Here is a 22,680-nt window from a genome sequence, read left to right on the forward strand (position 1 = left end):
CAGAATTCAACCCGCACTAGGGCCTGTTGACGTTTCACTCACGGCCGCGCTGGGGTGAATTAACATCAGCGTGCCATCAAGCATGAGTGGTCTATCTAGCGGTTTTTTAAAGCGCTAGACATGCTTGCGGGAATTATGGATCTGTCCTTTCGCACCGTCGGTTAGATTGTCGCGAATATGTGACTCGGTGATTGAACCGGCGGAGCAAGCCGATGGCCCCGCAGCGAGCCGCTGGCAGAATGGCTTAAACGTAAAACTTGAGATGGTAAAGCTATAATGAATCAGTGAGCGCTTTGCGCCTAGTCGTTACCAGGAGGGGCTCTATGACCGAGGCAGAACGCAGTGTCGGTGTTGATGCGAATAACGATGCTCATACCCGAGCAAGTTATATATCGCAAATTCAGCGTATTTCTTTGACGGCTAAAGCAGACATCTCAGCAGGCAGAATCAGTTATCTTGAGGCAGCAGAGTACTGTCATGCGATGCGCAACCAAGTCATGGATGAGTATAGGAAACTGACAAGTGTGCAGGGGCTGGCGAGAGCAGAGCAAATGAAAAAAACACCACCTAGCCTTGCTGCTCTTTTCGAGCGATACGCTCAGCAACTATTTGGTTGTTCGTACGAAAACCTCTCAGTTGAGCAGCAGCAACGCATACACCATGAGATTATTGAGGCTTCTGGCCGCAGCAATGCTGCAGTCTGACCTAAGAACTTCAACGTCGATAATTGCCAGAGATACGCGAGCTGGATGTTGGTGGTGCATCTAAAAGCTTCTCGCTGAAATCCAGCTTTTCGACAAGAACACTACATTCAGCGCTCACGCACTCAAGCCACAACCCCAAACACACGCCCTATGGCAGAAGTTAACGCCATTGCAAGCGCGCCCCAGAACATCACTCTTGCTGCAGCTTTCAAGATAGGTGCACCGCCCACTCGAGCCGCAAGAGCACCCAACAAAGCCAGGAAGAGCAGTGAAAACAGCGCTACCAGAGGAGTCAATAATGATGATGGTGCCCACCAGGCGACCAACAGCGGCAACAGCGCGCCCGTGGTAAAGGTCGCTGCTGATGAGAGGGCTGCTTGAAGCGGGCGCGCTTGACCAGTATCAGTGATGCCAATTTCATCCCGTGCATGGGCACCCAGGGCATCGTTGCTCATCAGCTGTTCGGCGACTTGCCGCGCCAGCTCGGGCGTCAAGCCGCGCGTTTCATAGATAGCGGCAAGCTCTTCCTGCTCTAATTCATAGTGCTCTGCCAATGCTTTGCGTTCGATATCGAGATCAGCATTTTCAGTGTCCGATTGAGAGCTTACCGAAACATACTCCCCCGCTGCCATCGACATTGCGCCAGCCACAAGACCCGCAACACCCGCCAGCATAATACCGCTTTGAGTGGTATTGGCTGCAGCTACCCCCAGTATTAAACTGCTAGTAGAAACGATGCCATCGTTGGCGCCCATCACAGCGGCACGCAGCCAGCCGGAACGGTGAGATCGATGGTGCTCTGAATGGATCATGGGCTTTCCTTTCTGTGAGGCGCATCCAAGTCAACAATAGCATCTAAGGTCATGAACTATTTTGCTGGCACTACTCAAAGTAGCCTGCCCTCGGAGCTGTCGGTAAGTAGGTGCACTTCACCTTCTGGGCCTACCCGCACATCTCTTATACGCTCGTCTAGCTCACCAAACAGGCCTTCTACATCGCTGGTTTCGCGGCCATTGTTAGATAAACGTACCCGGCGCACTTCGTTATTTACCAGCGCTCCTATCAGTATATCGCCTTGCCACTGAGGGAACAGCTCGCCGCTGTAAAGCGCTATCCCCGAGGGGGCAATAGAGGGCGTCCATTCTAAAAGTGGCGGCACGGTACCAGGGTACTCTTTGACGCCGTATGGTGCCCTTGCTGCCCCTTTGAGCACTTATTAAAATGTCGCGCCACCTAAAGAGAACTCCCATGAAAATTAATGTGGTCGGTACGAGTGGCAGTGGCAAAAGTACCCTTGCAAAGCAGCTCGCAGACGCCTTGAACGCCCCATGCGTTCAGCTTGATCAATTATTCTGGCGCGCTAACTGGCAAGGAGCACCGGACGATGAGTTCTTCGCCGAGCTGGAAGAGGCTTTAGCAGCCTCACCTCAAGAGTGGATACTGGACGGTAATTTTGACCGTACTCGGCATATAAAGTGGCGCGAAGTGGATATGGTGGTGTGGATCGACTACCCCTTTTGGCGAGTATTTAGCCAAGCCCTCACCCGTGCTGTTAAACGCATCATCAGCCAAGAGGAGCTTTGGCCCGGTACAGGTAATCACGAAAGCTTCCGCAAAACATTTCTAAGCCGTGATTCGGTTCTGCTATGGTCACTAAAAACGTGGCGGCAAAACCGTAAACGCTACTTTGCCGATATGGTGAATCCACGCTATGCGCCTATTCAATTTGTACGTTTGACCTCTATAAAAGAAGCGCAAGCGTTGGTGAAGAGTCTCAACGTGGGTACCTAGCCCTTAGGTGACTATATAGCCCCACTGCGTATTCGCTTGATGGCTGCTCTCTTCGGCTCTCGATGAATCACCGAACAGTTCTCGTCACTTGGCTTTAACGCTCCAGGCCATGTACGCTTATTGAACGAACATTCAATTAAGGTGCTTTAATGCAACGTCATTCGCTATTCGCCGCAATGTCACTGGGGCTTTTTGCTGGTGCTGCCACAACCACCGCGCTGGCGGAGTCCACACCGTTGGAGGAGCAGCTCAAAGAGCTTGAGTCATTCCAAGTGATCGCCCACCGCGGGGCCAGCGGCCACGCGCCGGAAAGCACCATGGCGGCCTATGAATTGGCCCATGAGTGGAATGTCGACTACTTAGAGCTGGACGCCCAAATCACCGCCGATGGTGAAGTCGTGGTATTTCATGATGACGCCATTGACCGCACCAGCGATGGTGAAGGCAAGATTAACGACTACACCATGGAAGAGCTGAAAGCGCTGGATACCGGCTCTTGGTTCAATGAAGCCAATGCTGATAAAGCAGACGCGGACTTTGCAGGGGCACAGATCCTCACGCTGGATGAGCTTTTCGAGCGTTTCGGTCACGATGCTCGCTACTACATTGAGACCAAGTCACCGCAGCTAAACCCAGGCTTGGAAGAAGCCCTGGTAAAAACGCTGGAAGAGTACGACATGGTCGAGAGTGGCCGAGTATTAGTGCAGTCTTTCGAGCAGGAGAGCCTGTTAAAAGTGCAGGAACTAAACGATGACATTCCGCTAATCCAGCTCGTTTGGTACTACCCCAGTGAAGAGGACGAATCGCGTTTAGTGGAGTGGACTGGTGTGACACCGGGCCCAGCAGAGATTAATGATGAAGACTTCCAGGCGGTAGCGGAATACGCGTCAGGAATCGGAACTAACTATATCTACGAAGGCCAAGAAGTCATTGATGCCGACTTCATCCGCCAAGCGAATGAAAACGGCCTGCCGGTGCACGTTTACACCGTCAATGAAACCGATGAGATGGAGCGTTTGATGGAAATGGGCGCAAACGGCCTGTTCACAAATTATCCAGATCGCTTGCTTAAGCTCGTTGAGTAACCATCGTTTAATGGCATATTACGCCCGGCCTTGGCCGGGCGTTTTTATAATAAGGTTTTACTCAAGCCCAAGCTGCCCCAGTACCTGCTCTACTCTTTTACGATCGCCCGCTTGCAGCGTTTTAAGCGGCTGGGGCAAGCAGGGCTGACTCACCTTCCCGGTGATTTCTGCAATGGTAGCCGCCACTCGCAGGCTACCGCCGTATTCACGGTAGAGTGCCCACAGCGGCTCAAGGCCGTCTGAAAGCGCCTTGGCCTGTTGAACATCCCCCGCCTGAGCAGCTCGGGTTATCGCCAGCGCTGCTCTAGGGTATAACCCGCCGATAACGGAGTACCAGGCATCACATCCTGCATTTAGACCGGTGGCTGCTGCCGCGTCGCCGCTGATGCCGATAGTGACATCAGCGGGGATCAGCTTGCGCAACCCAGTCACTCGCTCCTTTGCAGAGTCAATATCATTGTTCACCGGCGGAATTTTGATAGAGCGAACCTGGGGCAGTTGGGCGATTCGCCCATGCAGCTCATCGCTAAATTCAAAATGGGTAGTGCCAGGGTTATCGTACACGCAGAGCGGCACACTCAGCGATTGGCAAACCGTGGCGTATAGATCGAAGACCTCGTCATCGGTGAGCTTTTGGTAGGAGACCGGCGCTAACAGCACCCCGCTGGCGCCTGCCTGCTGAGCGCGTTCTGCGTTAGCCAGTACATCACGAGTACGTAGCGCACCAATGCCTGCAATGACAGACGTGCCAACTGCATTTTCAACGCTAAGCTGAATAACACGGGCGCGCTCATCACAGTTTAAATAGGCGTAGCTACCGGTCGAGCCCAATACGCCAATGGAATCCACCGCTGCCTCAGCTAAATAAGCAACTAAACGGACAAACTCATACTCATTAATGCCCTGCTCGTTCATGGGGGTTAGCGGGAATGCACTTAGGCCGGTGAACATGGTGGATGATCCTTTTAAGATGGATGGCATTCGCAGTGTCGCACAGACGATTAGCTATTATGTACAAGCATACGGTAATGGAATAGCCACAGCTTATCCTCGTTATTCGTTGACATAACTTTCTGTTATTTTTCTTGAATTGATGTAGTGTTTGCGTATACGCCGTATCGATACGGCACAGTTGCTTTAGATGTGTATCTTTCAGTCATACCATCATGACTGAATATAAAAACAGTCTCGTTAGTGCTGCGAGGGAGAACACGTCATCAATACATACACATTTTCAGCGCAGAGCAGAACGGCACCGCGGGTGAACCTGGCGTTCATCAATCAACCAGTAAGCCACTACCAATGCCATTACCCATTATAAGCGGCTCTCTAATGCGATTGGCCTTACTGGCAGCGACTACTTTTATTGTGTTGGTGGGGCTCGCTTTCGCAACAACGAATGCCATCGCTCGAGAAGCGCCGCTTTTTTTAGTGGCTCACCCTGACGTCACTACCCACTGGCTGAACCGTGATACTACCCGCGCGATTTTCGCCATGCGCCAACGCACCTGGCCGGATGGTCAAGCGGTTAGGGTTTTCGTTTTAAGTAACAACAACCCAGTACATGCTCGCTTTACCAAAGAGCAGTTGGCGGTTTACCCGCACCAACTTCAATTAGCCTGGGATCGCATGGTTTTTTCAGGTACAGGTCAAGCCCCCGACCGAGTAAATGACCAGGAAGAGATGCGCGAGCGCGTCGCCTCGACGCCGGGAGCCATTGGGTATCTTGAAAGGGAGTATCTGGATGATAGAGTTCAAGTCATTTCGATGGAATGAATGCAGAGCCCTTGCCGCTTTGCTAGGCACCGTTGTAATGGGTTTATCTGCTCCCGCCCAAAGCGACGAACACGCTCTGGATACTTTACAGGTACATGGCTTTCTTAGTCAGGCGCTGGTCGTGACTGACGATAACAACTTTTTTGGTCAAAGCAGCCAGGATGAAGGCAGCTTAGAATTTACCGAAATCGGCCTCAACGTCTCCTTACGCCCCCATCAGGATGTACTCGTTGCTGCTCAGGTGCTAAGTCGCCGAGCTGGGGGCAATAGCAGCGACGCAGAACCTAAACTGGATTACGGTCTCATTGATTACCAAATGATTTCTGACCAAGAGCGTACGTTTGGTGTTCAGCTTGGTCGGATTAAAAACCCTTTTGGCTTTTATAATCAAACCCGCGATGTGGCATTTACCCGTCCCAGCATCTTACTGCCTCAGTCTATCTATTTTGACCGAACACGCTCAATGGCTCTCACAGGTGACGGCCTAACGTTCTATTTGGAACAGAGATTAAGCAACGGAGTACTACGGGGACAGCTTGGCTTAGGCAAGCCTCAGGCTGGTGACGATTTAAGCGATACGCTTCAACTTCAGCGTATATCAGGCACCTTCAATCCTCAGCAGTCTACGATTGCCCAAGTTCGTTATGAACATGATGGAGGTCGTGTCGTTGCAGCGATTAGCAATGCCAACGTGAGATCCCAAATAGAGTCACATCAACCAGGTGTCAGCGACGGAGACTTTTATTTTACACCCTGGGTATTTTCACTCCAATACAATCAAGAACTCTGGAGTGTAACGACTGAATACGCACTGCGCCGTTCAGGGTTAAAAAACTTCAACCAGTCTTCTGTAAACTTCGACACGACAGGGGAAAGTTGGTATATCCAATACGCTCGGCGTTTTGCAAATGACTGGCAGTGGCTAGTACGTTACGACAGCCTTACAAGCAACCGCGCAGACCGCAACGGCAAATCTTTCGAGGCGAGTACAGGGGGAAGCGTCCCAGCCCATACCCAATTCGCAGATGACCTAACCGTTGGCCTGCAGTGGACGCCGCACCCTCAAGTCATGCTGGCAGGTGAATACCACCATGTCGATGGCACGGGTTGGCTGCCTATTCAGGATAATCCAGATTCATCAGCGACCAGCAGAAGATGGAGCCTGTGGTTGTTCCAATTATCGCTGCGCTTCTGACGTTTACCTCGATCCTGGCCAGGACGTTACCGCGATGAAACCATTTACCCTTTTCCGAACGCCCCAACGTCTTAGCCTGACATGGCGGGTCATCGCGTTAAGTAGCCTGCTGCTGTTGGCGCTGGTAACGCTCTTTACTTGGTTAGGCCACGACAATCTTACTCGACAGTTTCAAGAAAGCCGAAGCCAGCACCATGAACACCAACAGCGAGAAATTCGTTTAGCGCTAGTTCGCTCATCGGAAAATTTACGTCAGTTGGCAGGGTTAACCGCGGCCTCGGCAAGCTTAGGCTCGCCCTTGCAAGCAGGTAATACCGCCGCAGTTGAGCAAGCACTAGACTCCCAGTGGCCCGCTCTACAGCTTGAGGCGGGTATCGATGAAATTTTAATTATCAACACCCAAGGGCAAGTCTTAGGTAATTGGGGAACCGGCAATACACAAGCACAGCTTCCCATCCTGAGTTGGATCAGGCGGGTGATACACACCGAACAGCCACTCACAACGTTGCGCTGTTCAGCTAGCTGCCAACAGTTCGCTGCCGTGCCGGTGCTAGTGGCGGGAGACAGCGTTGGTATGGTCGTACTGACCCGCTCGCTAGCCGATGTCACACGGCAGGCCAAGGAGGTATCTGGCAGTGAAGTCGCACTACTTGTCACCGGGCCCACTGATGATAGCGAGATGACGGCAACTCGAGAGTTAAAATCATGGAATGGTCAACTGCTGGCCCTCACAAGCGAAGAGCAAACCCTAGCACCTTTGCAGCGAGCGTCAGATACAACTCCTGTTCGCCGTTTAATAGAAACACCATTAAATCTTGAACATGATGGCAGACATTTAGAACTCAGCGCAGTACGCATGGAAGAGGATAACGAACGTAGCAATATCGGATACTTGCTGCTGATATCAGACATTACCGAGCAAATTAAGGCAATTAACCAGGATACTCGCACACTCTTGTTCGTAGGCGTACTCGGCTGGATTGCCGCTGAACTACTGCTACTGGTCATACTGCTGGGCCCAATGGCTCGACTGCGTAGAGTCGCTGGATTGCTTCCTGCCCTAGCTGACGGAAAGTTTAGTGATATACACACCGCCATTCCCAACCACCGCCGCCGCATTCCCGACGAGATCGATGTACTTGAGAGCACTACCCTTGAGCTTTCACGCCAACTTGAATTGTTAGAGAGTGAAGTACAAGAGCGCGGTGACCAACTAGCCGAGCGCATTGGAGAGCTAGCCAAAGAGCGAGATTTCGTTAATGGCCTGCTGGATACGGCCCAGGTGTTTATCATTGCCCAGGATGGCACTGGACGAATTAGCTTGGTCAATGAGTATACCCAGTTGATGCTAGGACTTAATGAAGCTTCGCTACTCGGGCGTCATTTTGTTGATGTATTCGAGGCAGGTGCCCCTACCAAGGTGAATACGTTTTCCCATCCCCAGCAAGAGGAGAAAACACTCCGTACGCCCGATCACAGGACTCATACTATCGCTTGGTACCATGCACCGTTACAAACGGGTAATGACGGCAAGGTGTCACGTATATCGGTTGGTCTGGATATTACCGAACGTAAGGCGGCCGAAGCTCGGCTAACGTGGCTGGCCGAACGTGACCCGCTAACGGAACTTTACAATCGGCGCTTCTTCCAACATGCACTGCAAACCGCCCTTGAACGCCCATCGAAGACAAAAGGGGCAGTACTGCTACTTGATTTGAATCAGTTCAAGGAGGTTAACGAGCTGAGTGGTCACCATGTAGGCGACAAATTGCTTCGTGAAGTGGCTGATACCCTCTTCCGCAACCTTGGCCCCCGCGGCGTTATTGCACGCCTAGGTGGCGACGAGTTCTCCCTCCTATTAGAAGATACCAACGCCGATCAAGCCGTCAGTGTCGCGCAATATATCGTCCAACTATTAGACGGTATCGGCTTCGTTGTGGGTGAGCGGCGGCACCGAGTAACCGCCAGTATTGGTATTGCCCTGTTTCCAACCCATGGCAATACGCCTGCTGACCTAATGGCTAGCGCTGATGTGGCAATGTATAAAGCGAAGGAGAGTGGCCTTCAGCACTGGCATTTACTTTCCAAGTCGGAGAATGCCAAAGACGAACTGCAAGCACGAGTCTACTGGGTTGAACGCATACACAATGCGCTTGAGGAGGATAGCTTCGAGCTGATGGTGCAGCCCATCATGCGTTTGGAAGATCAAGACGTAAAACACCACGAGGTGTTGATAAGAATGCGCGACGCAGATGGGAGCCTAATTTCTCCCGCGCACTTTATTCCTATTGCCGAACAAAGCGGGCAGATTATTTTAATCGACCGTTGGGTATTGCGACACAGTTTAAAAGCACTTAGCCAATTGCAGGACCGAGGTATCACTCTGGCAGTTAACCTTTCGGGTCAGTCTCTTCACGACGGAGGGTTGAAGCAATACTTGGCAGACGAGCTGACGGCTAGCGGCGCTGATCCTCACCACCTTATATTGGAAGTAACGGAAACTGCCGCGGTAACCGATTTTTCTACCGCCCGTGGCGTACTACAAGCAGTACGAGACCTGGGTTGCCGTACCGCACTGGACGACTTTGGAGTAGGCTTCAGTAGTTTTCACTACCTTGGGCAGTTACCCGTTGACTATATTAAAATAGATGGCTCCTTTATTCGCAGCCTGCTGATTAGCCCTGACAGCCGCGTCATTGTTCGCGCTATTGCCGACATCGCTAAAGGTTTTGGCAAGCAAACCATTGCTGAATTCGTTGACCAAGAAGCACTATTGCCAATACTAAAGGCCTATGGGATAACTTATGGTCAGGGATTTCATTTAGGCAGGCCTATAAAAATCATCGAAGCATTTAGTGGAATTAGTGCTCAATAATGGATACCGTTTATACTTAAGGAAGCTCTGAAAAAGTCACTGCCATCAGTGATAATACGGCTATCGTCAACTGCATAGGATTCAGTGCTGCCATGGATCAAATCACCTTCTCCGAAGCCGAGTACCAGAACAAGAAGAGAAATCCCGCTCAATGAGCGGGAAAGGGGCAAAAATACACAAAGAAAGGGAGAAGAGTGTCTGAATTTTCGATTTTTTGTCGGCTCAAGTAAGCGTTGATGAATATCGGCAGTTATTCAGACCTTCCTTAACTCTGGATTTAAATAGGGATAGTACATGAGCGCTTTACCACTGCAAGTGAAGAACAAGGATGCGTCAGCGGTATTTATTACAAGATTCATACAAGAGTTCAAATTCAAACTCTGCATAACTGAGCATGAGAAACAACTGGCTTATCGTTTAAGACATGATGTTTACTGCGAAGAACTTGAGTACGAAGAAGCCAGCGACCCCATAAAAAAACTCGAATTTGATATCCATGACCAAAACTCTATTCATTGTTTGATAGAACACCGCAGAACAGGACTAGTGGCAGGCTGCGTGCGGGTGGTTATGCCTCAGGCCTCCAGACCTCATCCACTTAACCAGCTCCCATTACAATCTTATGGCAGCCAAAGCCTTACACACGCAGAGCTGCATCCCGACAAACTTGCCCAAGGCAGTTACTATGAAATTTCACGACTGGCTGTGAATCGCCTTTTCAGAATAAAACTTAAAGATAGCTCTACTTCTTTAGAAAGCTCGACTACCAATCACAATGCTACTTTTTTTTCTACTGAAGAGAGGCAGCTCTTCCCACTACTAGCCACAGGCCTATTTGTCACCGGCTATGCTTTAGGGAGGCAGCTAGGTAAAATTCAAGTTTTTGCAATGATGGAACCTAGCTTGCCCCGACTTCTTGCTCTGACAGGCTTTCACTTCACCAAAGTCGGCGAAACAATCAACTTCCATGGAAGAAGAAGTGCTTACTACATCAATAAGCAACAAGCAGAGAGTGGATTAAAGAAATCATTGCTCCCCCTCTACTTGCACATACAGCAAACGCTGGCCCTCCAGCTAGAAGAAATGCTAGCTCAAGATGTTAGTACCTCACTAATAACTTGAATATTTTATCTATACCGTGGCCGCGGCGCTTTCTCGATCATCCAACGAAGCAGAACATCTAAAATCATCAACCGTTACGCTGGTGAATTTCTCTAAGAAAAACACGAGCGTTTCAGGATATTGGAAACGCTCCTCGAAGCGCTCTTGGCCCTCTTGCGAACGCCGAGTCACGCTTGCTCTATAGCCGCCATTAGATTTAGTCACTTTTACGCTATTTTCGCGGCTTCCATCACGCTTAATGGCCGTTAATGGAGAGCTATCGCTTAATAAAACGTCTAGCTGTCGAGCGGCAGTGCGCTCTTCATCAGATGCCCAGAGAGGTTGATCTCGGTCACCATAACGGTAGAGCATAATCACCAGCATGACCGAAAAAATACTGCTGGTCAGCATCCAGGTTAATAAAACGCTCGAAAGCGCCGTTGTCAGCATGATGAACATTTGAATCACGATACCCACCGCCAGCACACCGGCCAGAGGCCTCCACATACGCGGGTTCATAAACCCGCGCTTGAGGATATACCCCCAAAGCCCAATCACCGACAATGCCCCTAACAACAAATGAATGGGGGCAAGCAGCGTTCCTCCTCCAGCCAATATAGCAATTACCCCAATAATCACTATTAAACTGTAGAAAGCAGCTAGCAGGTAGTAAGCACGATCAAGAGTCATATGCAGTCTCCATGCGGGTTAGCCGATAACCTAATCGCCATCGGTTTTATTGTTATTGGTATACGGAAAAATCCTTAAACTGCAGTATAGGTTATGACGAAAATTCTTCACTATTGCCGACGTAGCCAATACAGGTCATAACCCCTGCGCCCCTCGGCGTAGCCAATCATGCACGAAAGCGAGCTTATGTCGGGCAGTCTCTGAGAGGACAAAGGGATAAAGATCCGGCAAGCCCATTGAGCGATTAACATGATTAACGCCCACGGTGAGTGAAGCTGCCACGTAGATCAAGCGCTCTGCATCAGGCTCTGCATACGGCTCCCATTGATGGCTAGGCAGCTCTGGTGAAGAGAGATCTGATGCCGCAAAGCTATCGGCAATATCGGTTAAATGCAGCAGGTGAGCAGCAGTCTCGGCCCAATCTTCATGAGGGTGCGCAGAGGCATAAGTGGTTAAATAGCGCTCTTTCCAATCGGGCGGCGGGCCATCGGTATAGTGGCGCTGAAGTGCTGCGGTGTAATCCTGACGTTCGTCTCCAAACATCTCACGAAAAGCATCAAGAAAGTCTTCCCGCAGGCTTAACCGCCACCACAGCATATGCGATATTTCGTGGCGCATATGGCCAATCATCGTTCGGTAGGGTTCTTCAAGCGCTTCACGACGGGTCGTGACTAGTACGGGGTCTACTTCGGCTACACTAATGGTCACCACCCCTTCAATGTGCCCCATCGGCACAGGCGTACGGCCTTCGGCGAGCAAATGGAAAACCGGCGGCGCGCCTGGATCTTCCGGGCGGAACCAGTGCCAACGCCCGAGGTTATCAAGCACCCAGCGTTTGGCTGCTTCAGTCTTGGCCCAATTAGGAATCGCATTAGGAAGGCTAGGATCTGGAGCCAGCGCTGTCATGGCACAAGCACGACAAAAAGCTCCCTCTTCAGGTGCAATCCAGTTGCAACCGATAATGTCGCGGTTAATACAGAAAGGAGGCATTGGCACAAAGGCCCGGGCCTGAGGGTCGTAGGCAACGGGGGTACCATCTGCGGTTGCGAGATTATCGAACCATAGAGAGCCGGAACCGACGGGATTTGAAAATACGCGCATACGGTAAAGCTCCTGAAAGCGAGGAAAATAGAACCTCAACCGATTGACTGAGCGTTCTCTTTTCCAAAAATCCTATTAAAAATAGTGTGCAGCGCACTTTATTTCATTTCAAAACTATTTCATTTCAAAACCCTGCTTGATTAAAAAATCGCGCATATGGGGGCGCAGCTTGTTATCGAACAAAGGCTTGAGATTGCGAGACCAGTCGGTGTCTTTATTACTGCTACTGCGAGCCCGGTAGTAAGCCTGCATGGTCGTATCGAAGGACTCTACCTGTTCGCCGTCTTCAGTGTAGTAGTCTTCTTTCAGAACCGCCTCCACGGGTAAGCGCGGCTTCACTTCAGGCTCTTGATCCGGATAGCCGAGGCACATACCAAACACTGGGTACACGTGCTTGGGGAGGCGTAGCAGGTCGCTAACCTCCTGGGGATTATTGCGGATACCACCAATATAACAGATCCCCAACCCTTCGGACTCAGCCGCCACTGCCACATTTTGCGCCATCAACGCCGTATCCACTGTTGCTACCAACAGTTGCTCGGTCATGCCCCGCACAACGTTTGCACCGGTGCGCTCTGAAGCCTCCGTGGGACGCTTCATATCGGCACAGAAAACTAGAAAGTCTGCACAGGTGGCAATATAACCTTGCCCACCGGCCAGTTCTGCTATCTGCTCACGGTTCGCCTGGTCTTTTACATGGATAACCGTATACGCCTGAACGTGGCTGGAGGTCGCTGCCCCCTGCCCGGCTTGGATAAGCTCCAGCAGCAATTCTTTCGGGATCGGCCGGTCGCTAAATTTACGGATCGAACGGTGGGATTTCAGCAGCTTAATAACGTCGTTCATGGAACCTCGCTTATCTTGATAACGCTTATTTAAAACAGCTAACTAACAGGGTAACAGATTTGTACAACATGACAGGATTGCGGATGGCGTTAAACATGGCTATAGCAAATGCATGATCGCGCCCCGTACGCCATATTGATCTATCCATAATTTGCCTAGGGTAATCGGCAGTTTGAATCGCCGCTTTCCCGCCGCACCTGGGTTGAAAAGCAGCATTCCCTCCTGGTATTCATTGCGGGGCTTATGGGAGTGGCCATGCAGAAGTGCATCGCAAGCCAACCTCGGGTCGTAATCCTCTAAGCGGTGCACAAGGCGCAGGTGCTTCTCGTTCACAATGATGTCCTGATGTATCGGTAAACTCGTCGCCCACGCCGCCGTATCGATATTGCCCTTAACGCAATGCACCGGCGCCAGTGTCTCCAAACGCTGCAAAATCGTTTTATCTGCCTCTTTGCTACCTACATCCCCCAAGTGAAGAATGAGCTCGCACCCCTGCAGCAGACAAAGTGCCTCATCACGCAGCAAACCGTGGGTATCGGCAATCACTCCAACGGGAGAATTAACCCTATAGCAAGGCATAGATGGGCTCATTAACAACCTCTTCCAGCGGCTAAATGGTGTCATTCTAGCTTTTTTTACTAGACCACTATTAAAAGTTGCTTATCAAGGCCGATATCTAAGTTATCAAATAGATAGTGCTGGCGAGTCATTTATTATGATTTTCATTGGCTATCTAATAAGTTAGGCACCAGCAAGCTATACTGATATGGCTATACGTTGATAACTGAATTTTGACGGAATAATAACGACGCCAGGAAGCCGATATGACCCATACCCCTCAAAATGCACCCGGGCAAGAGTGGAATGCCAGCGACTACGCCCAGAATGCTAATTTTGTACCTAAGCTAGGCAGCGAAGTGGTCAAGCTGTTAGCGCCTCAACCCGGCGAACGTATTTTGGATCTTGGCTGCGGCGACGGCTCTTTGACAGAGCGCCTTGTACAACTGGGCGCTGACGTTCTCGGTGTTGACGCTTCAGAAGAGATGGTAAATGCCGCCCGCCAACGGGGCATTACCGCTCGCGTTGTTGATGGCCACCAATTGCCCTTCGACCATGAGTTTGATGCGGTATTTAGCAATGCGGCGCTGCACTGGATGCTTGACCCTCAGTCGGTACTCGCAGGCGTTAAGCGTGCCTTGAAGCCGGGAGGCCGGTTTGTGGCTGAGTTCGGTGGTCATGGCAATGTCGCCGCTATTTGCACCGCGCTGATTGCCGCTCTCCAGTTTCGGGGCATTAGCGCCCGCGGCCGTCATCCGTGGTATTTCCCGACCACCCATGAATATGGCCATCTGCTGGAAACCGTCGGTTTCAAAGTAGAAAGCATTGAGCTGATTCCACGCCCGACTCCGCTGCCCACCGGCATGATTGGATGGCTTGAGACGTTTGCTAGCCCGTTCTTACATGGGCTCGACGAGGATGTGCGCGATGCCGTGCTTGAGAATACCTTGACGCTGCTGGGCCACAGCCTACGCGATGAGCAAGGAAACTGGACGGCAGATTATGTGCGTCTGCGCGTTTCCGCCCGCGCGTAAGCGATAGCTGCCTCTGAGGTGTGCTGAGATGTAAAAAAGCTGCCGATGATAAGTGCGCTTGTCACCGGCAGCTTGTAGTTAATTCAGACCTAGAACTCATCCCATTCATCGACGGCCTCTTTTTTACTTTGCGTCGCCTGCTGGCGTGGCGCTGGCTCAATACGACCGTCAACTTGTTGCTGCTGAGTAGTGTCCTTATGCGTCAGCGCAACAGCGCTGGTAGCACTCTCATCAATGCGGAAGGTAGCCATCAAGTCGGCCAGCTCGCGGGCCTGCCCCTCTAGAGCGCTAGCCGCCGAGCTGGTTTGTTGCACCAGCGCTGCGTTTTGCTGAGTGACCGAATCCATTTCAGTAAGAGCAGCGTTAATCTGCTCAATGCCACTATTCTGCTCCCGCGTCGCGGTCGAAATTTCGCCCATCAGAGTGGTGACTTGACGAATCGCATCCACTGTTTGATAAATCGTCTGTCCACTGCGCTCCGCTTGTTCAGCGCCGCCGTTAATCTTCGTGGTGGTCTGCTCGATCAGGCTACGAATCTCTTTGGCCGAGTCAGCACTTCGCGTCGCTAGTGAGCGAACTTCACTGGCCACCACGGCAAAGCCACGACCTTGTTCGCCTGCACGTGCGGCTTCAACCGATGCATTGAGCGCTAAAATATTGGTTTGGAAGGCAATAGAGTCAATCACACCGATAATATCGTTTACCTGGCTCGCACTGGCTGCAATCTCACGCATGAGTTGCACCGTGCGCTCCACCTCTTCACCACCTGTCTCCGCCGACTGTGACGCCGCCACCGAGAGCTGATCCGCTTCTTCGGCCGTTTCAGCATTTTTACTTACCGTCGTCGACATCTCCTCCATGCTGGAAGCGGTTTGCTGAAGCGCGGAGGCCTGCTGCTCGGTTCGTGAAGAGAGATCCTGGCTTCCCGCAGAGATATCACCCGCCCCGCTGAAGACCTGTTCGCTACTGCCTCTCAATGCTATCACCAGCTGTTTTAACTTCTCCTGCATGGCCGCCAGGCCACCGAACAACTGACCAATTTCATTACGGCCCCGATCTTCAATTTGACCTGTCAGATCACCATCAGCAATCCGTGCAAAATGCTCACTGGCACGCCGAAGGGGCCTTACAACGCTACGCATCATTGCCCACCGAATGACCACCACGGCCACCAGTGAAATCACTAAAAGGGTAATCGCAATGACGCCAATAGTCGTCGCCAAGCGATTGACCTGCTGAAGAACGCTAGCGCCACGCTCTTCGGTATAAGCAATAAAACCGCTCATGGCCAGATCCAGCTCGGCGCTTAATACTCCCAGTTCCTCTTGCCTGCGCTGGATTTGGAAAGGGGCGGCCTCGAGCAGTGGCGAAATGCCCTCTGTCACAAAGGCATTGTAAGCGCTGATAATCGCATCACGGTGGGGTGCAAGTGTGCCTTCAGGATTGATTGGCACAGCACGAAACTCATTAAAACGTGCCTCTGCCTCAGCTACCGCCTCTGCAGCCATGGCAAGGCTCTCCTGCCCCTTTTCTGGATTACCCTGAGTGCTAAAACTTGCCGAGCGGTCTAAAAACGTTTGTGCTCTGAGTGCATTGACTTGCGTGCGGTTGGCTAAATTCGTCAGCCGCACGTTGGTAGCCGTCAGTTCTTCAAGCGCCTGAGAGCTATTGTGATTAGCAAAAAAACCAAGACCACTGATCAACCCAATCATAAGCACCAGCAAGGCTAACGCAGCAGTCAGGCTCCATTTAATAGAGAGGTGCTTCATCCCGTTGATCCCTTTTTCGTTTATAAGTCATTTAATTAGGTATCGGCCAGGTTAAAACCAACTGAAGCACTGCAGAGCGAATCTAGACGTTGGTATAATAAATAGCGTGACAGATGTAGCAGCTAGCGGTTAAGACACCATGGCAATTTTGTGTAGGTTGACCTTCTTAGCCACATCCACCTGGAGCCAAGCTCCCGCCATGCACTCTAGGCTAGGCGCCTCGACTATCCCCTGAATACGCGCCCGAGACAGCAGTGTGGCTTTAGTGTTGGCTTTAAGCGTACCGACCATTTTTCCGTCAATATCGACACTGTTGCCTTCAAGATACGATGCGACGTGGCCAGAGGCAGTCACAGAGACAGGATGATTAGGCGCAATAAGAGTCCCCTCCAAACGGCCCTTAATGAGCACAGGCTCATCGGCGATCACTTTGCCTAAAATATGAGTGGCTGACCCAATTCGGCTGCCACCTGGCATGCACTGGATGGCGGGAGACGTCACAGCGGAGGCTTCTTCAGGTGGCGACATTGCTTCAAAGGGGTGTTCTGAGATGGAAGCGGAATCCACTGCAGGCGCTTTGTGTGGTCTCCCTGCGGCGCTTAAAGCGCGCTGTTTTAGCTTACGGCGCTTGCCATCCCATACGATCAGCGTCATTACGCCAACGCCCAGCACAATAAACCATACTTGAATGCCCATACCGCTTCCTGCCGCTTTAGATGTGGTTGCCCCAGCTAACGTTATACTCGCTCTTTTATATTGCGGCGGCGTGAATAAGCCCACTCACTTGGCTTAACTCCAGGCTTTGAGACAGTAACAAGCCGATTAAGGTATTCAATGCTCAATACCACGCACCCCAAAGGCGCTCTGGCGTCATTCACTAGGAGCCACCCTATGTTTAACAAAGCCAAGAATGCCCCACCTGAGAATAAGGCTGCGGCGCTAACGCCACCTGATACACGCTCATCAGCAACACTAGGCACGCCAACCAGCAGTGCACGACCAAGCCTCTCCGTTATTGGGGGTCATACGCAAGTGGAGGGAGACATTAATAGCGATGAGGATTTGACGGTAGAGGGACGCGTAAGCGGCATTATCACCTGTAAACAACACACCGTGACGCTAGGTGCCAATGGCTATATCAACGGCGATGTATTTGCTCACACACTGCATATATCAGGCGAGGTAACCGGAAACCTGGTGGCACACCACCGCGCAACCATTCATAAGGGAGCCCAGGTTTCAGGCACTATTGTTGCCCCCTGCCTGGTACTTGAAGATGGCAGCGTTTTCCACGGCAGTATCGATATGAACCCCGACAACGATGTGCTGAAAAGTGCCTTTAGCGACGCTATCGGCAGCATGACTAAAACCTCGCCAAAAGCAACCGTTGAAAAGCATTCAACCACGAGTGCGAACGCCGCAGAGCATGACACAACAGAAGCAAAAGCTAACGATTAAGTCGCTTTCAGCACATCAGAGGCGCTGAGCGCACACTGGGCAAGCGGGATCGCGAGGCACTAGGAAGTGCCGCCATTGGCCGCTTAAACCATCAAAGGTAGAGAGGCCTTGGTGGGCAGAACCTGCGCCACTAAGCAGCTTAAAGGCTTCAACCGCCTGAAAGCAGCCGATCAAGCCCACCAGTGGCGCCATGACGCCACTTTCTGAGCAGCTTAGCGCTTCATCGCCACTTTCGTCGGGCGGATAGAGGCAGGCGTAGCAGGGACACTCGGCATTGCGTGGGTCAAAGACTGCCAACTGACCTGAAAAGCGAATTGCCGCACCCGATACCAGCGGCACACCTGCTTTTTGGGACGCCGCATTCACCGCATAGCGGCTTGAGAAACGGTCGGTACAGTCGAGCACCACATCCGCCGAAGCGACTAACCGCTCAAGCGATTCGCCTTCAACATGTTGGTCTAACGCAACCACTTGGCAGTGGGGATTGAGTGCGCACATGCTGGCCTGGGCAGAGTGCGCTTTATTTAAACCAATACTGGACTGCTGATGGGCAATTTGCCGTTGAAGATTGGAAAGCTCGACATGATCGGCATCGGCAATGGTGATGCGCCCGACCCCAGCAGCAGCTAAATAGAGCGCTGCCGGAGAGCCCAAACCGCCGGCCCCAATAATCACTGCATGGGCAGATTGCAGGCGCTCTTGGCCCTCGAAATCCACCTCGGGCAGCATGATCTGACGGCTATAGCGCAGCAGCGCCTGGTCATCCATCATCGGCTTACTTATCCTCAAATTCCTCAAAGGCAGGAATGTGTAAATTGAAGCTCTCTTTGACCTCTTCCATCACCACGTAGCTTTTCGACTCTTTCACGCCCGGTAGCGTTAACACCACATCGCCCAATAGCTGGCGGTAAGCGGCCATTTCGGGAATGCGGCACTTCAAGATGTAGTCGAACTGACCCGAGACAAGGTGGCACTCCTGAATCTGCGGTAGCTTCTCGACGGCACGGCGAAACTCATCAAAGACCGCTGGCGATTGCGTTTCTAAGCTGATCTCGACAAAAACTAATAAATTGGCCTTCAAAGCCCGCGGGTCAAGAATGGCTTGGTAACCACGAATAATACCCGCTTTCTCCAAACGCTTAACGCGTTCAAGGCAAGGGGTTGTGGATAAACCCACTTCCGAAGCTAAATCGACGTAAGAAATACGCGCATTTTCCTGCAAGCAGCGCAGGATTTTAAGGTCGATACGGTCCAGCGTTCTATTTTTTGGTTTCATGGCAGGATCCAATACTGATGAATCAGGCAGTTATTAAAGGTGCCCCAGGGTAACCCGTTCATGCCCCCCCAGGTCACGAGCACTTTCAACGTTTTTATAGCCAGCGCGCTCAAGCGCCTCGCGCACCATTTCGGCCTGTTTATAGCCGTGCTCTAGCAGCAACCAACCAGAAGCCGCTAGATAGCGCTGCGCGGAGTTTACCAAATGCAGCAAATCCGCCATGCCGCAGGCGTTAGCAACCAGCGCTGAGCGTGGCTCAAAACGCACATCGCCTTCGGCTAGATGAGGATCATCGGCGGCAATATACGGGGGATTACTGACGATAATATTGAACTGCTTATCTGCATCCGCACACGTTTCCAAAGCAGCAAACCAATCACTCTGTAAAAACCTAGCATTGGATATGCCTAACGAGCGCGCGTTACGGTTTGCCAACGCGACCGCCTCAAAGCGCAGATCCACCCCCACTACCTGCCAGTGAGGTTGTTCGCTGGCAAATGCCAGGGCAATGGCACCCGTTCCCGTGCCAAGATCGAGCAGCCGGCCTGAGGGGAGCGTCGCCCGCTTTAGGGCAAGCTCAACCAGGGTTTCAGTATCAGGCCTGGGTATCAACGTATCAGGTGAGGTGGCTAAGCGCAGCCCCCAAAATTCGCGTTCCCCGGTAAGGTAGGCAACCGGAGTGCCCTGGGAACGTGCAGCGATGAGCGCATCGAAACGGGCCTGCTCCCATAAGGAGCATATTTTATCGCCCCAGGTGTAGAGCCAAGTGCGATCACGCCCGAGCACGTGGCATAACAGCACTTCAGCGTCGATACGCGGCGAGCTGGAACCCGCCGCCTGCAAACGTTGGGCAGCCTGTTTCAACAGCGCATCAAGGGTCATTAGACATCCTGAAGGGCTGAGAGCTGTTCCGCTTGATACTCGTGAATCAGCGGGCTAATCACGTCATCCAACTGCTCGCCGCTGACCACTTCATTGAGTTTATAAAGCGTCAAATTAATGCGATGGTCGGTAATCCGCCCCTGGGGGAAATTATAGGTGCGGATACGCTCACTGCGATCCCCCGAACCCACTAGCGAACGGCGTGCATCCGCTTGCGTCTGACGCTGGCTATCGACGGCGTTACGCTTCAACTTCGCGGCCAGCAGCGACATCGCTTTGGCACGGTTTTTATGCTGACTGCGCTCTTCCTGACACTCCACCACCACGCCGGTAGGCAGGTGAGTAATGCGGATCGCAGAGTCCGTGGTGTTAACGTGCTGACCACCGGCGCCGCTGGAGCGGTAGGTATCCACGCGCAGATCCGAAGGATTGATATCGATATCGCCCACGTCATCGACTTCAGGCATCACTGCGACGGTGCAAGCAGAGGTGTGAATGCGGCCCTGGGACTCGGTCGCAGGGACGCGCTGTACCCGGTGAGCGCCGGATTCAAATTTCAGCTGGGCGTAAACACCATCGCCTTTGACGCGGGAAATGATCTCTTTGTAGCCGCCCTGCTCACCATGACTGGCGCTCACTACCTCGACCCGCCAACCACGTTTTTCAGCGTAGCGGGAGTACATGCGAAACAGGTCACCGGCAAAAATTGCCGCTTCGTCGCCGCCGGTACCAGCACGCACTTCCAGAAACACCCCACGGCCATCATCAGGGTCTTTAGGCACCAGCAGGCGCTTCAGCTCGATATCCAGCTCGGCTAACCGCTCCCGCCCTTCGCTTAGCTCCATCTCCGCCAACTCGCGCATGTCCGCGTCGCTATCGCGGCTAAGCTGCTCGGCTTCGTGCATATTGGTTTCAATATCACGATAGCGCTGCCAGGCCGCCACCAGCTCCTCTAACTCAGCATACTCACGCGAATAATCGCGAAAGCGTTGCTGGTTATTGATCACGTCGGGATCCGACAGCAGCATCGCCAGCTCTTCAAAGCGTTCGGTAAAGCTGTCTAAGCGTTGACGCAGAGTCTCTTTCATGCGGGCGTATCATCCTTCTGGCGGTTAACCGGGGGCGCTGGTGTAGTCTCAAAGGCAGGCTTAGTGGGCAACAGCAGGCGCGGAGCGGCGTTGAGTAAATCGTGGTGCTCTTCAGACGCTGCATCGCGTATGGCCTGGGTGGGCTGGTGGAGCAAACGGTTAGTCAATTGATGCGCCAAGCGCTCAATGACTTTAGCTGGATCTTCACCTCGTGCCAGCCGCTCCAACGCTTGGTCGCGGGAAAGATCGCGCAGCGCTTCACCATGCTGGCGGTAGTCGCGGATCAGTTCACCACCATTACGAATACGCCGCTCATGCTTCCAACTACCCACCCCGTGTTCGATCAGCGACTCGGCTTGGTCAGCGGCAACCTGGCGATGACGGCGATTTTCCTGGATAACCTCTTCCAGGTCATCCACGGTGTAAAGAAACACATCCGCTAATTCGCCCACTTCGGGCTCAATATCCCGAGGCACCGCGATATCGACCATAAATACCGGCCGATGGCGACGTTTTTTGAGCGCGCGCTCAACCATGCCTTTACCAAGTATAGGCAGCGGGGACGCGGTGGAAGAGATCACAATATCGGCGTTCTCGAGAGCGTCAGGAATCTCTTGCAGGGTGATCGCCGTTCCTCCCAGAGGGTCGGCGACCAACTCAGCGCGTTCCCGGGTGCGGTTAGCAACCGTAAGCTCTCGGACCCCCGCCTCATTTAGATGGCGCGCAACTAATTCAATAGTTTCACCGGCGCCTATTAGCAACGCCCGAGAACGGCTAAAGTCATCGAAAATGCGGCTGGCCATACTGACGGCAGCGTAAGCCACTGAAACGGGGTTTTTACCGATGCCGGTTTCGGTGCGCACCTGTTTGGCCACCGCAAAGGTATGCTGGAACAGGCGTTCAAGCTCGCCACCCAAACCCTTGGATTGGCGCGCCTGCTGATAGGCATCCTTCAACTGCCCCAGAATCTGCGGTTCGCCCAGCACCATGGAATCCAGGCCAACCGCTACGCGCATTAAATGGCGCGCTGCATCGTTGTCTAGATAGTGGTAGGCACAGCGCATCAGCTCATCGACGCGTAAGTTATGAAAGCGTCCGAGCCAATTGAGTACTGCCTGCTCGCCAGCCGCATCCGTGACACAGTAAAGCTCCGTGCGGTTGCAGGTAGAGAGCACCGCCGCTTCACTGATTTGTGGCAGGTTACGCAATTCAGCCAATGCGGTTTCAAGCTGCGTTGGCGTAAAAGCCACCTGCTCACGCACGGCCACGCTGGCGGTACGATGATTTATTCCCAGGGCAAGAAGCGTCATGCGTTATGCGTCTTCGCTAGTGTGTCGGACTTTTTGGCAGCCGTCGTGATGATAAGCGGCTGCACCGTCAATTAGGGCTTGCTAAAACAAGTCTTTAGCGTGGTTCGGCGCTACCTACAAATATCTGTAAGCTGCCTACAA

General features: G+C 52.3%; 23 protein-coding genes. 9 read left to right on the forward strand and 14 right to left on the reverse strand.

What is annotated here, in order from left to right; genetic code table 11:
* Positions 1-323: 323 nt before the first annotated feature.
* The gene (locus YERSI8AC_RS16310; RefSeq protein WP_159177083.1) at positions 324-704 is read left to right on the forward strand and encodes a hypothetical protein; all 381 of its coding nucleotides are present in this window, start codon (positions 324-326) and stop codon (positions 702-704) included.
* A 122-nt stretch (positions 705-826) separates the two neighbouring features.
* On the opposite strand, the gene YERSI8AC_RS16315 is transcribed toward YERSI8AC_RS16310, so the two are convergent.
* A complete protein-coding gene (locus YERSI8AC_RS16315) occupies positions 827-1,516 on the reverse strand; it encodes a VIT1/CCC1 transporter family protein (protein ID WP_159177084.1) in 690 nt (229 codons plus the stop codon).
* A 74-nt stretch (positions 1,517-1,590) separates the two neighbouring features.
* Positions 1,591-1,917, reverse strand: coding sequence for a PQQ-dependent sugar dehydrogenase (locus YERSI8AC_RS16320; protein WP_159177085.1), 327 nt, complete (start codon positions 1,915-1,917; stop codon positions 1,591-1,593).
* A gap of 35 nt (positions 1,918-1,952) precedes the next feature.
* Here YERSI8AC_RS16320 and YERSI8AC_RS16325 point away from each other — a divergent pair, with 35 nt between their 5' ends.
* Together YERSI8AC_RS16325 and YERSI8AC_RS16330 are read left to right on the forward strand one after the other, a co-directional pair.
* The gene (locus YERSI8AC_RS16325) at positions 1,953-2,495 is read left to right on the forward strand and encodes an adenylate kinase (RefSeq protein ID WP_041158240.1); all 543 of its coding nucleotides are present in this window, start codon (positions 1,953-1,955) and stop codon (positions 2,493-2,495) included.
* A 149-nt stretch (positions 2,496-2,644) separates the two neighbouring features.
* Positions 2,645-3,580, forward strand: coding sequence for a glycerophosphodiester phosphodiesterase family protein (locus YERSI8AC_RS16330; protein ID WP_009287588.1), 936 nt, complete (start codon positions 2,645-2,647; stop codon positions 3,578-3,580).
* Between the two features lie 57 nt (positions 3,581-3,637).
* Here the strand turns inward: YERSI8AC_RS16330 and YERSI8AC_RS16335 are convergent, their stop codons facing one another.
* Positions 3,638-4,531 carry a dihydrodipicolinate synthase family protein gene (locus tag YERSI8AC_RS16335; RefSeq protein ID WP_159177086.1) on the reverse strand — a complete coding sequence of 298 codons (894 nt, stop codon included), beginning with the start codon at positions 4,529-4,531 and terminating at the stop codon, positions 3,638-3,640.
* Positions 4,532-4,912: 381 nt separating this feature from the next.
* Between YERSI8AC_RS16335 and YERSI8AC_RS16340 the strand changes: the two genes are divergently transcribed.
* The 4 genes from YERSI8AC_RS16340 (at position 4,913) to YERSI8AC_RS16355 (ending at position 10,548) form a co-directional block, all read left to right on the forward strand.
* Positions 4,913-5,356, forward strand: a complete 444-nt coding sequence (locus tag YERSI8AC_RS16340; protein WP_022522580.1) for a hypothetical protein — start codon at positions 4,913-4,915, stop codon at positions 5,354-5,356.
* Positions 5,325-6,551 (forward strand): hypothetical protein, encoded by a 1,227-nt coding sequence (locus YERSI8AC_RS16345; protein WP_201304232.1) that lies wholly within the window; start codon positions 5,325-5,327, stop codon positions 6,549-6,551. Before YERSI8AC_RS16340 ends, YERSI8AC_RS16345 begins: the two co-directional genes overlap by 32 nt.
* Positions 6,552-6,585: 34 nt before the next feature.
* Complete coding sequence (locus tag YERSI8AC_RS16350) at positions 6,586-9,426, forward strand: bifunctional diguanylate cyclase/phosphodiesterase (protein ID WP_159177087.1); 2,841 nt, start codon at positions 6,586-6,588, stop codon at positions 9,424-9,426.
* Between the two features lie 294 nt (positions 9,427-9,720).
* On the forward strand, positions 9,721-10,548 hold the full coding sequence (locus tag YERSI8AC_RS16355) for a PEP-CTERM/exosortase system-associated acyltransferase (protein WP_159177088.1): 828 nt from the start codon (positions 9,721-9,723) through the stop codon (positions 10,546-10,548).
* A gap of 9 nt (positions 10,549-10,557) precedes the next feature.
* Here the strand turns inward: YERSI8AC_RS16355 and YERSI8AC_RS16360 are convergent, their stop codons facing one another.
* The 4 genes from YERSI8AC_RS16360 to YERSI8AC_RS16375 form a co-directional block, all read right to left on the reverse strand.
* The gene (locus YERSI8AC_RS16360) at positions 10,558-11,217 is read right to left on the reverse strand and encodes a hypothetical protein (protein WP_022522576.1); all 660 of its coding nucleotides are present in this window, start codon (positions 11,215-11,217) and stop codon (positions 10,558-10,560) included.
* Between the two features lie 135 nt (positions 11,218-11,352).
* Positions 11,353-12,318: a zinc-binding metallopeptidase family protein gene (locus YERSI8AC_RS16365; RefSeq protein WP_022522575.1), complete on the reverse strand. Its 966-nt coding sequence runs from the start codon at positions 12,316-12,318 to the stop codon at positions 11,353-11,355.
* Positions 12,319-12,432: 114 nt separating this feature from the next.
* Positions 12,433-13,164, reverse strand: a complete 732-nt coding sequence (gene nfsA / locus YERSI8AC_RS16370) for an oxygen-insensitive NADPH nitroreductase (RefSeq protein ID WP_159177089.1) — start codon at positions 13,162-13,164, stop codon at positions 12,433-12,435.
* Between the two features lie 99 nt (positions 13,165-13,263).
* Positions 13,264-13,743, reverse strand: coding sequence for a metallophosphoesterase family protein (locus YERSI8AC_RS16375; protein WP_174788179.1), 480 nt, complete (start codon positions 13,741-13,743; stop codon positions 13,264-13,266).
* Positions 13,744-13,988: 245 nt separating this feature from the next.
* Between YERSI8AC_RS16375 and YERSI8AC_RS16380 the strand changes: the two genes are divergently transcribed.
* Positions 13,989-14,756 (forward strand): class I SAM-dependent methyltransferase, encoded by a 768-nt coding sequence (locus YERSI8AC_RS16380; protein ID WP_009287581.1) that lies wholly within the window; start codon positions 13,989-13,991, stop codon positions 14,754-14,756.
* Positions 14,757-14,845: 89 nt separating this feature from the next.
* Here the strand turns inward: YERSI8AC_RS16380 and YERSI8AC_RS16385 are convergent, their stop codons facing one another.
* Together YERSI8AC_RS16385 and YERSI8AC_RS16390 are read right to left on the reverse strand one after the other, a co-directional pair.
* Positions 14,846-16,525: a methyl-accepting chemotaxis protein gene (locus YERSI8AC_RS16385; RefSeq protein WP_009287580.1), complete on the reverse strand. Its 1,680-nt coding sequence runs from the start codon at positions 16,523-16,525 to the stop codon at positions 14,846-14,848.
* Between the two features lie 129 nt (positions 16,526-16,654).
* Positions 16,655-17,221 carry a bactofilin family protein gene (locus YERSI8AC_RS16390; RefSeq protein WP_152419273.1) on the reverse strand — a complete coding sequence of 189 codons (567 nt, stop codon included), beginning with the start codon at positions 17,219-17,221 and terminating at the stop codon, positions 16,655-16,657.
* 195 nt (positions 17,222-17,416) lie between these two features.
* Between YERSI8AC_RS16390 and YERSI8AC_RS16395 the strand changes: the two genes are divergently transcribed.
* Complete coding sequence (locus YERSI8AC_RS16395; RefSeq protein WP_035538778.1) at positions 17,417-17,983, forward strand: bactofilin family protein; 567 nt, start codon at positions 17,417-17,419, stop codon at positions 17,981-17,983.
* Between the two features lie 15 nt (positions 17,984-17,998).
* On the opposite strand, the gene YERSI8AC_RS16400 is transcribed toward YERSI8AC_RS16395, so the two are convergent.
* Genes YERSI8AC_RS16400 through hemA form a run of 5 tightly spaced genes read right to left on the reverse strand, consistent with a single transcriptional unit; the run spans position 17,999 to position 22,539 of the window.
* Positions 17,999-18,754 (reverse strand): HesA/MoeB/ThiF family protein, encoded by a 756-nt coding sequence (locus YERSI8AC_RS16400; RefSeq protein WP_039859611.1) that lies wholly within the window; start codon positions 18,752-18,754, stop codon positions 17,999-18,001.
* 4 nt (positions 18,755-18,758) lie between these two features.
* Complete coding sequence (locus YERSI8AC_RS16405) at positions 18,759-19,259, reverse strand: Lrp/AsnC ligand binding domain-containing protein (protein WP_007113443.1); 501 nt, start codon at positions 19,257-19,259, stop codon at positions 18,759-18,761.
* Between the two features lie 33 nt (positions 19,260-19,292).
* Positions 19,293-20,141 carry a peptide chain release factor N(5)-glutamine methyltransferase gene (gene prmC, locus YERSI8AC_RS16410; RefSeq protein WP_138801121.1) on the reverse strand — a complete coding sequence of 283 codons (849 nt, stop codon included), beginning with the start codon at positions 20,139-20,141 and terminating at the stop codon, positions 19,293-19,295.
* The gene (gene prfA, locus YERSI8AC_RS16415; protein ID WP_009287574.1) at positions 20,141-21,229 is read right to left on the reverse strand and encodes a peptide chain release factor 1; all 1,089 of its coding nucleotides are present in this window, start codon (positions 21,227-21,229) and stop codon (positions 20,141-20,143) included. The genes prmC and prfA overlap by 1 nt, the downstream gene beginning before the upstream one ends.
* Positions 21,226-22,539, reverse strand: coding sequence for a glutamyl-tRNA reductase (hemA, locus tag YERSI8AC_RS16420; protein WP_159177090.1), 1,314 nt, complete (start codon positions 22,537-22,539; stop codon positions 21,226-21,228). The genes prfA and hemA overlap by 4 nt, the downstream gene beginning before the upstream one ends.
* Between the last annotated feature and the right edge of the window lie 141 nt (positions 22,540-22,680).

The organism is Halomonas sp. 113 (assembly GCF_904067645.1).
Taxonomy (GTDB): Bacteria; Pseudomonadota; Gammaproteobacteria; order Pseudomonadales; family Halomonadaceae; genus Vreelandella; species Vreelandella titanicae.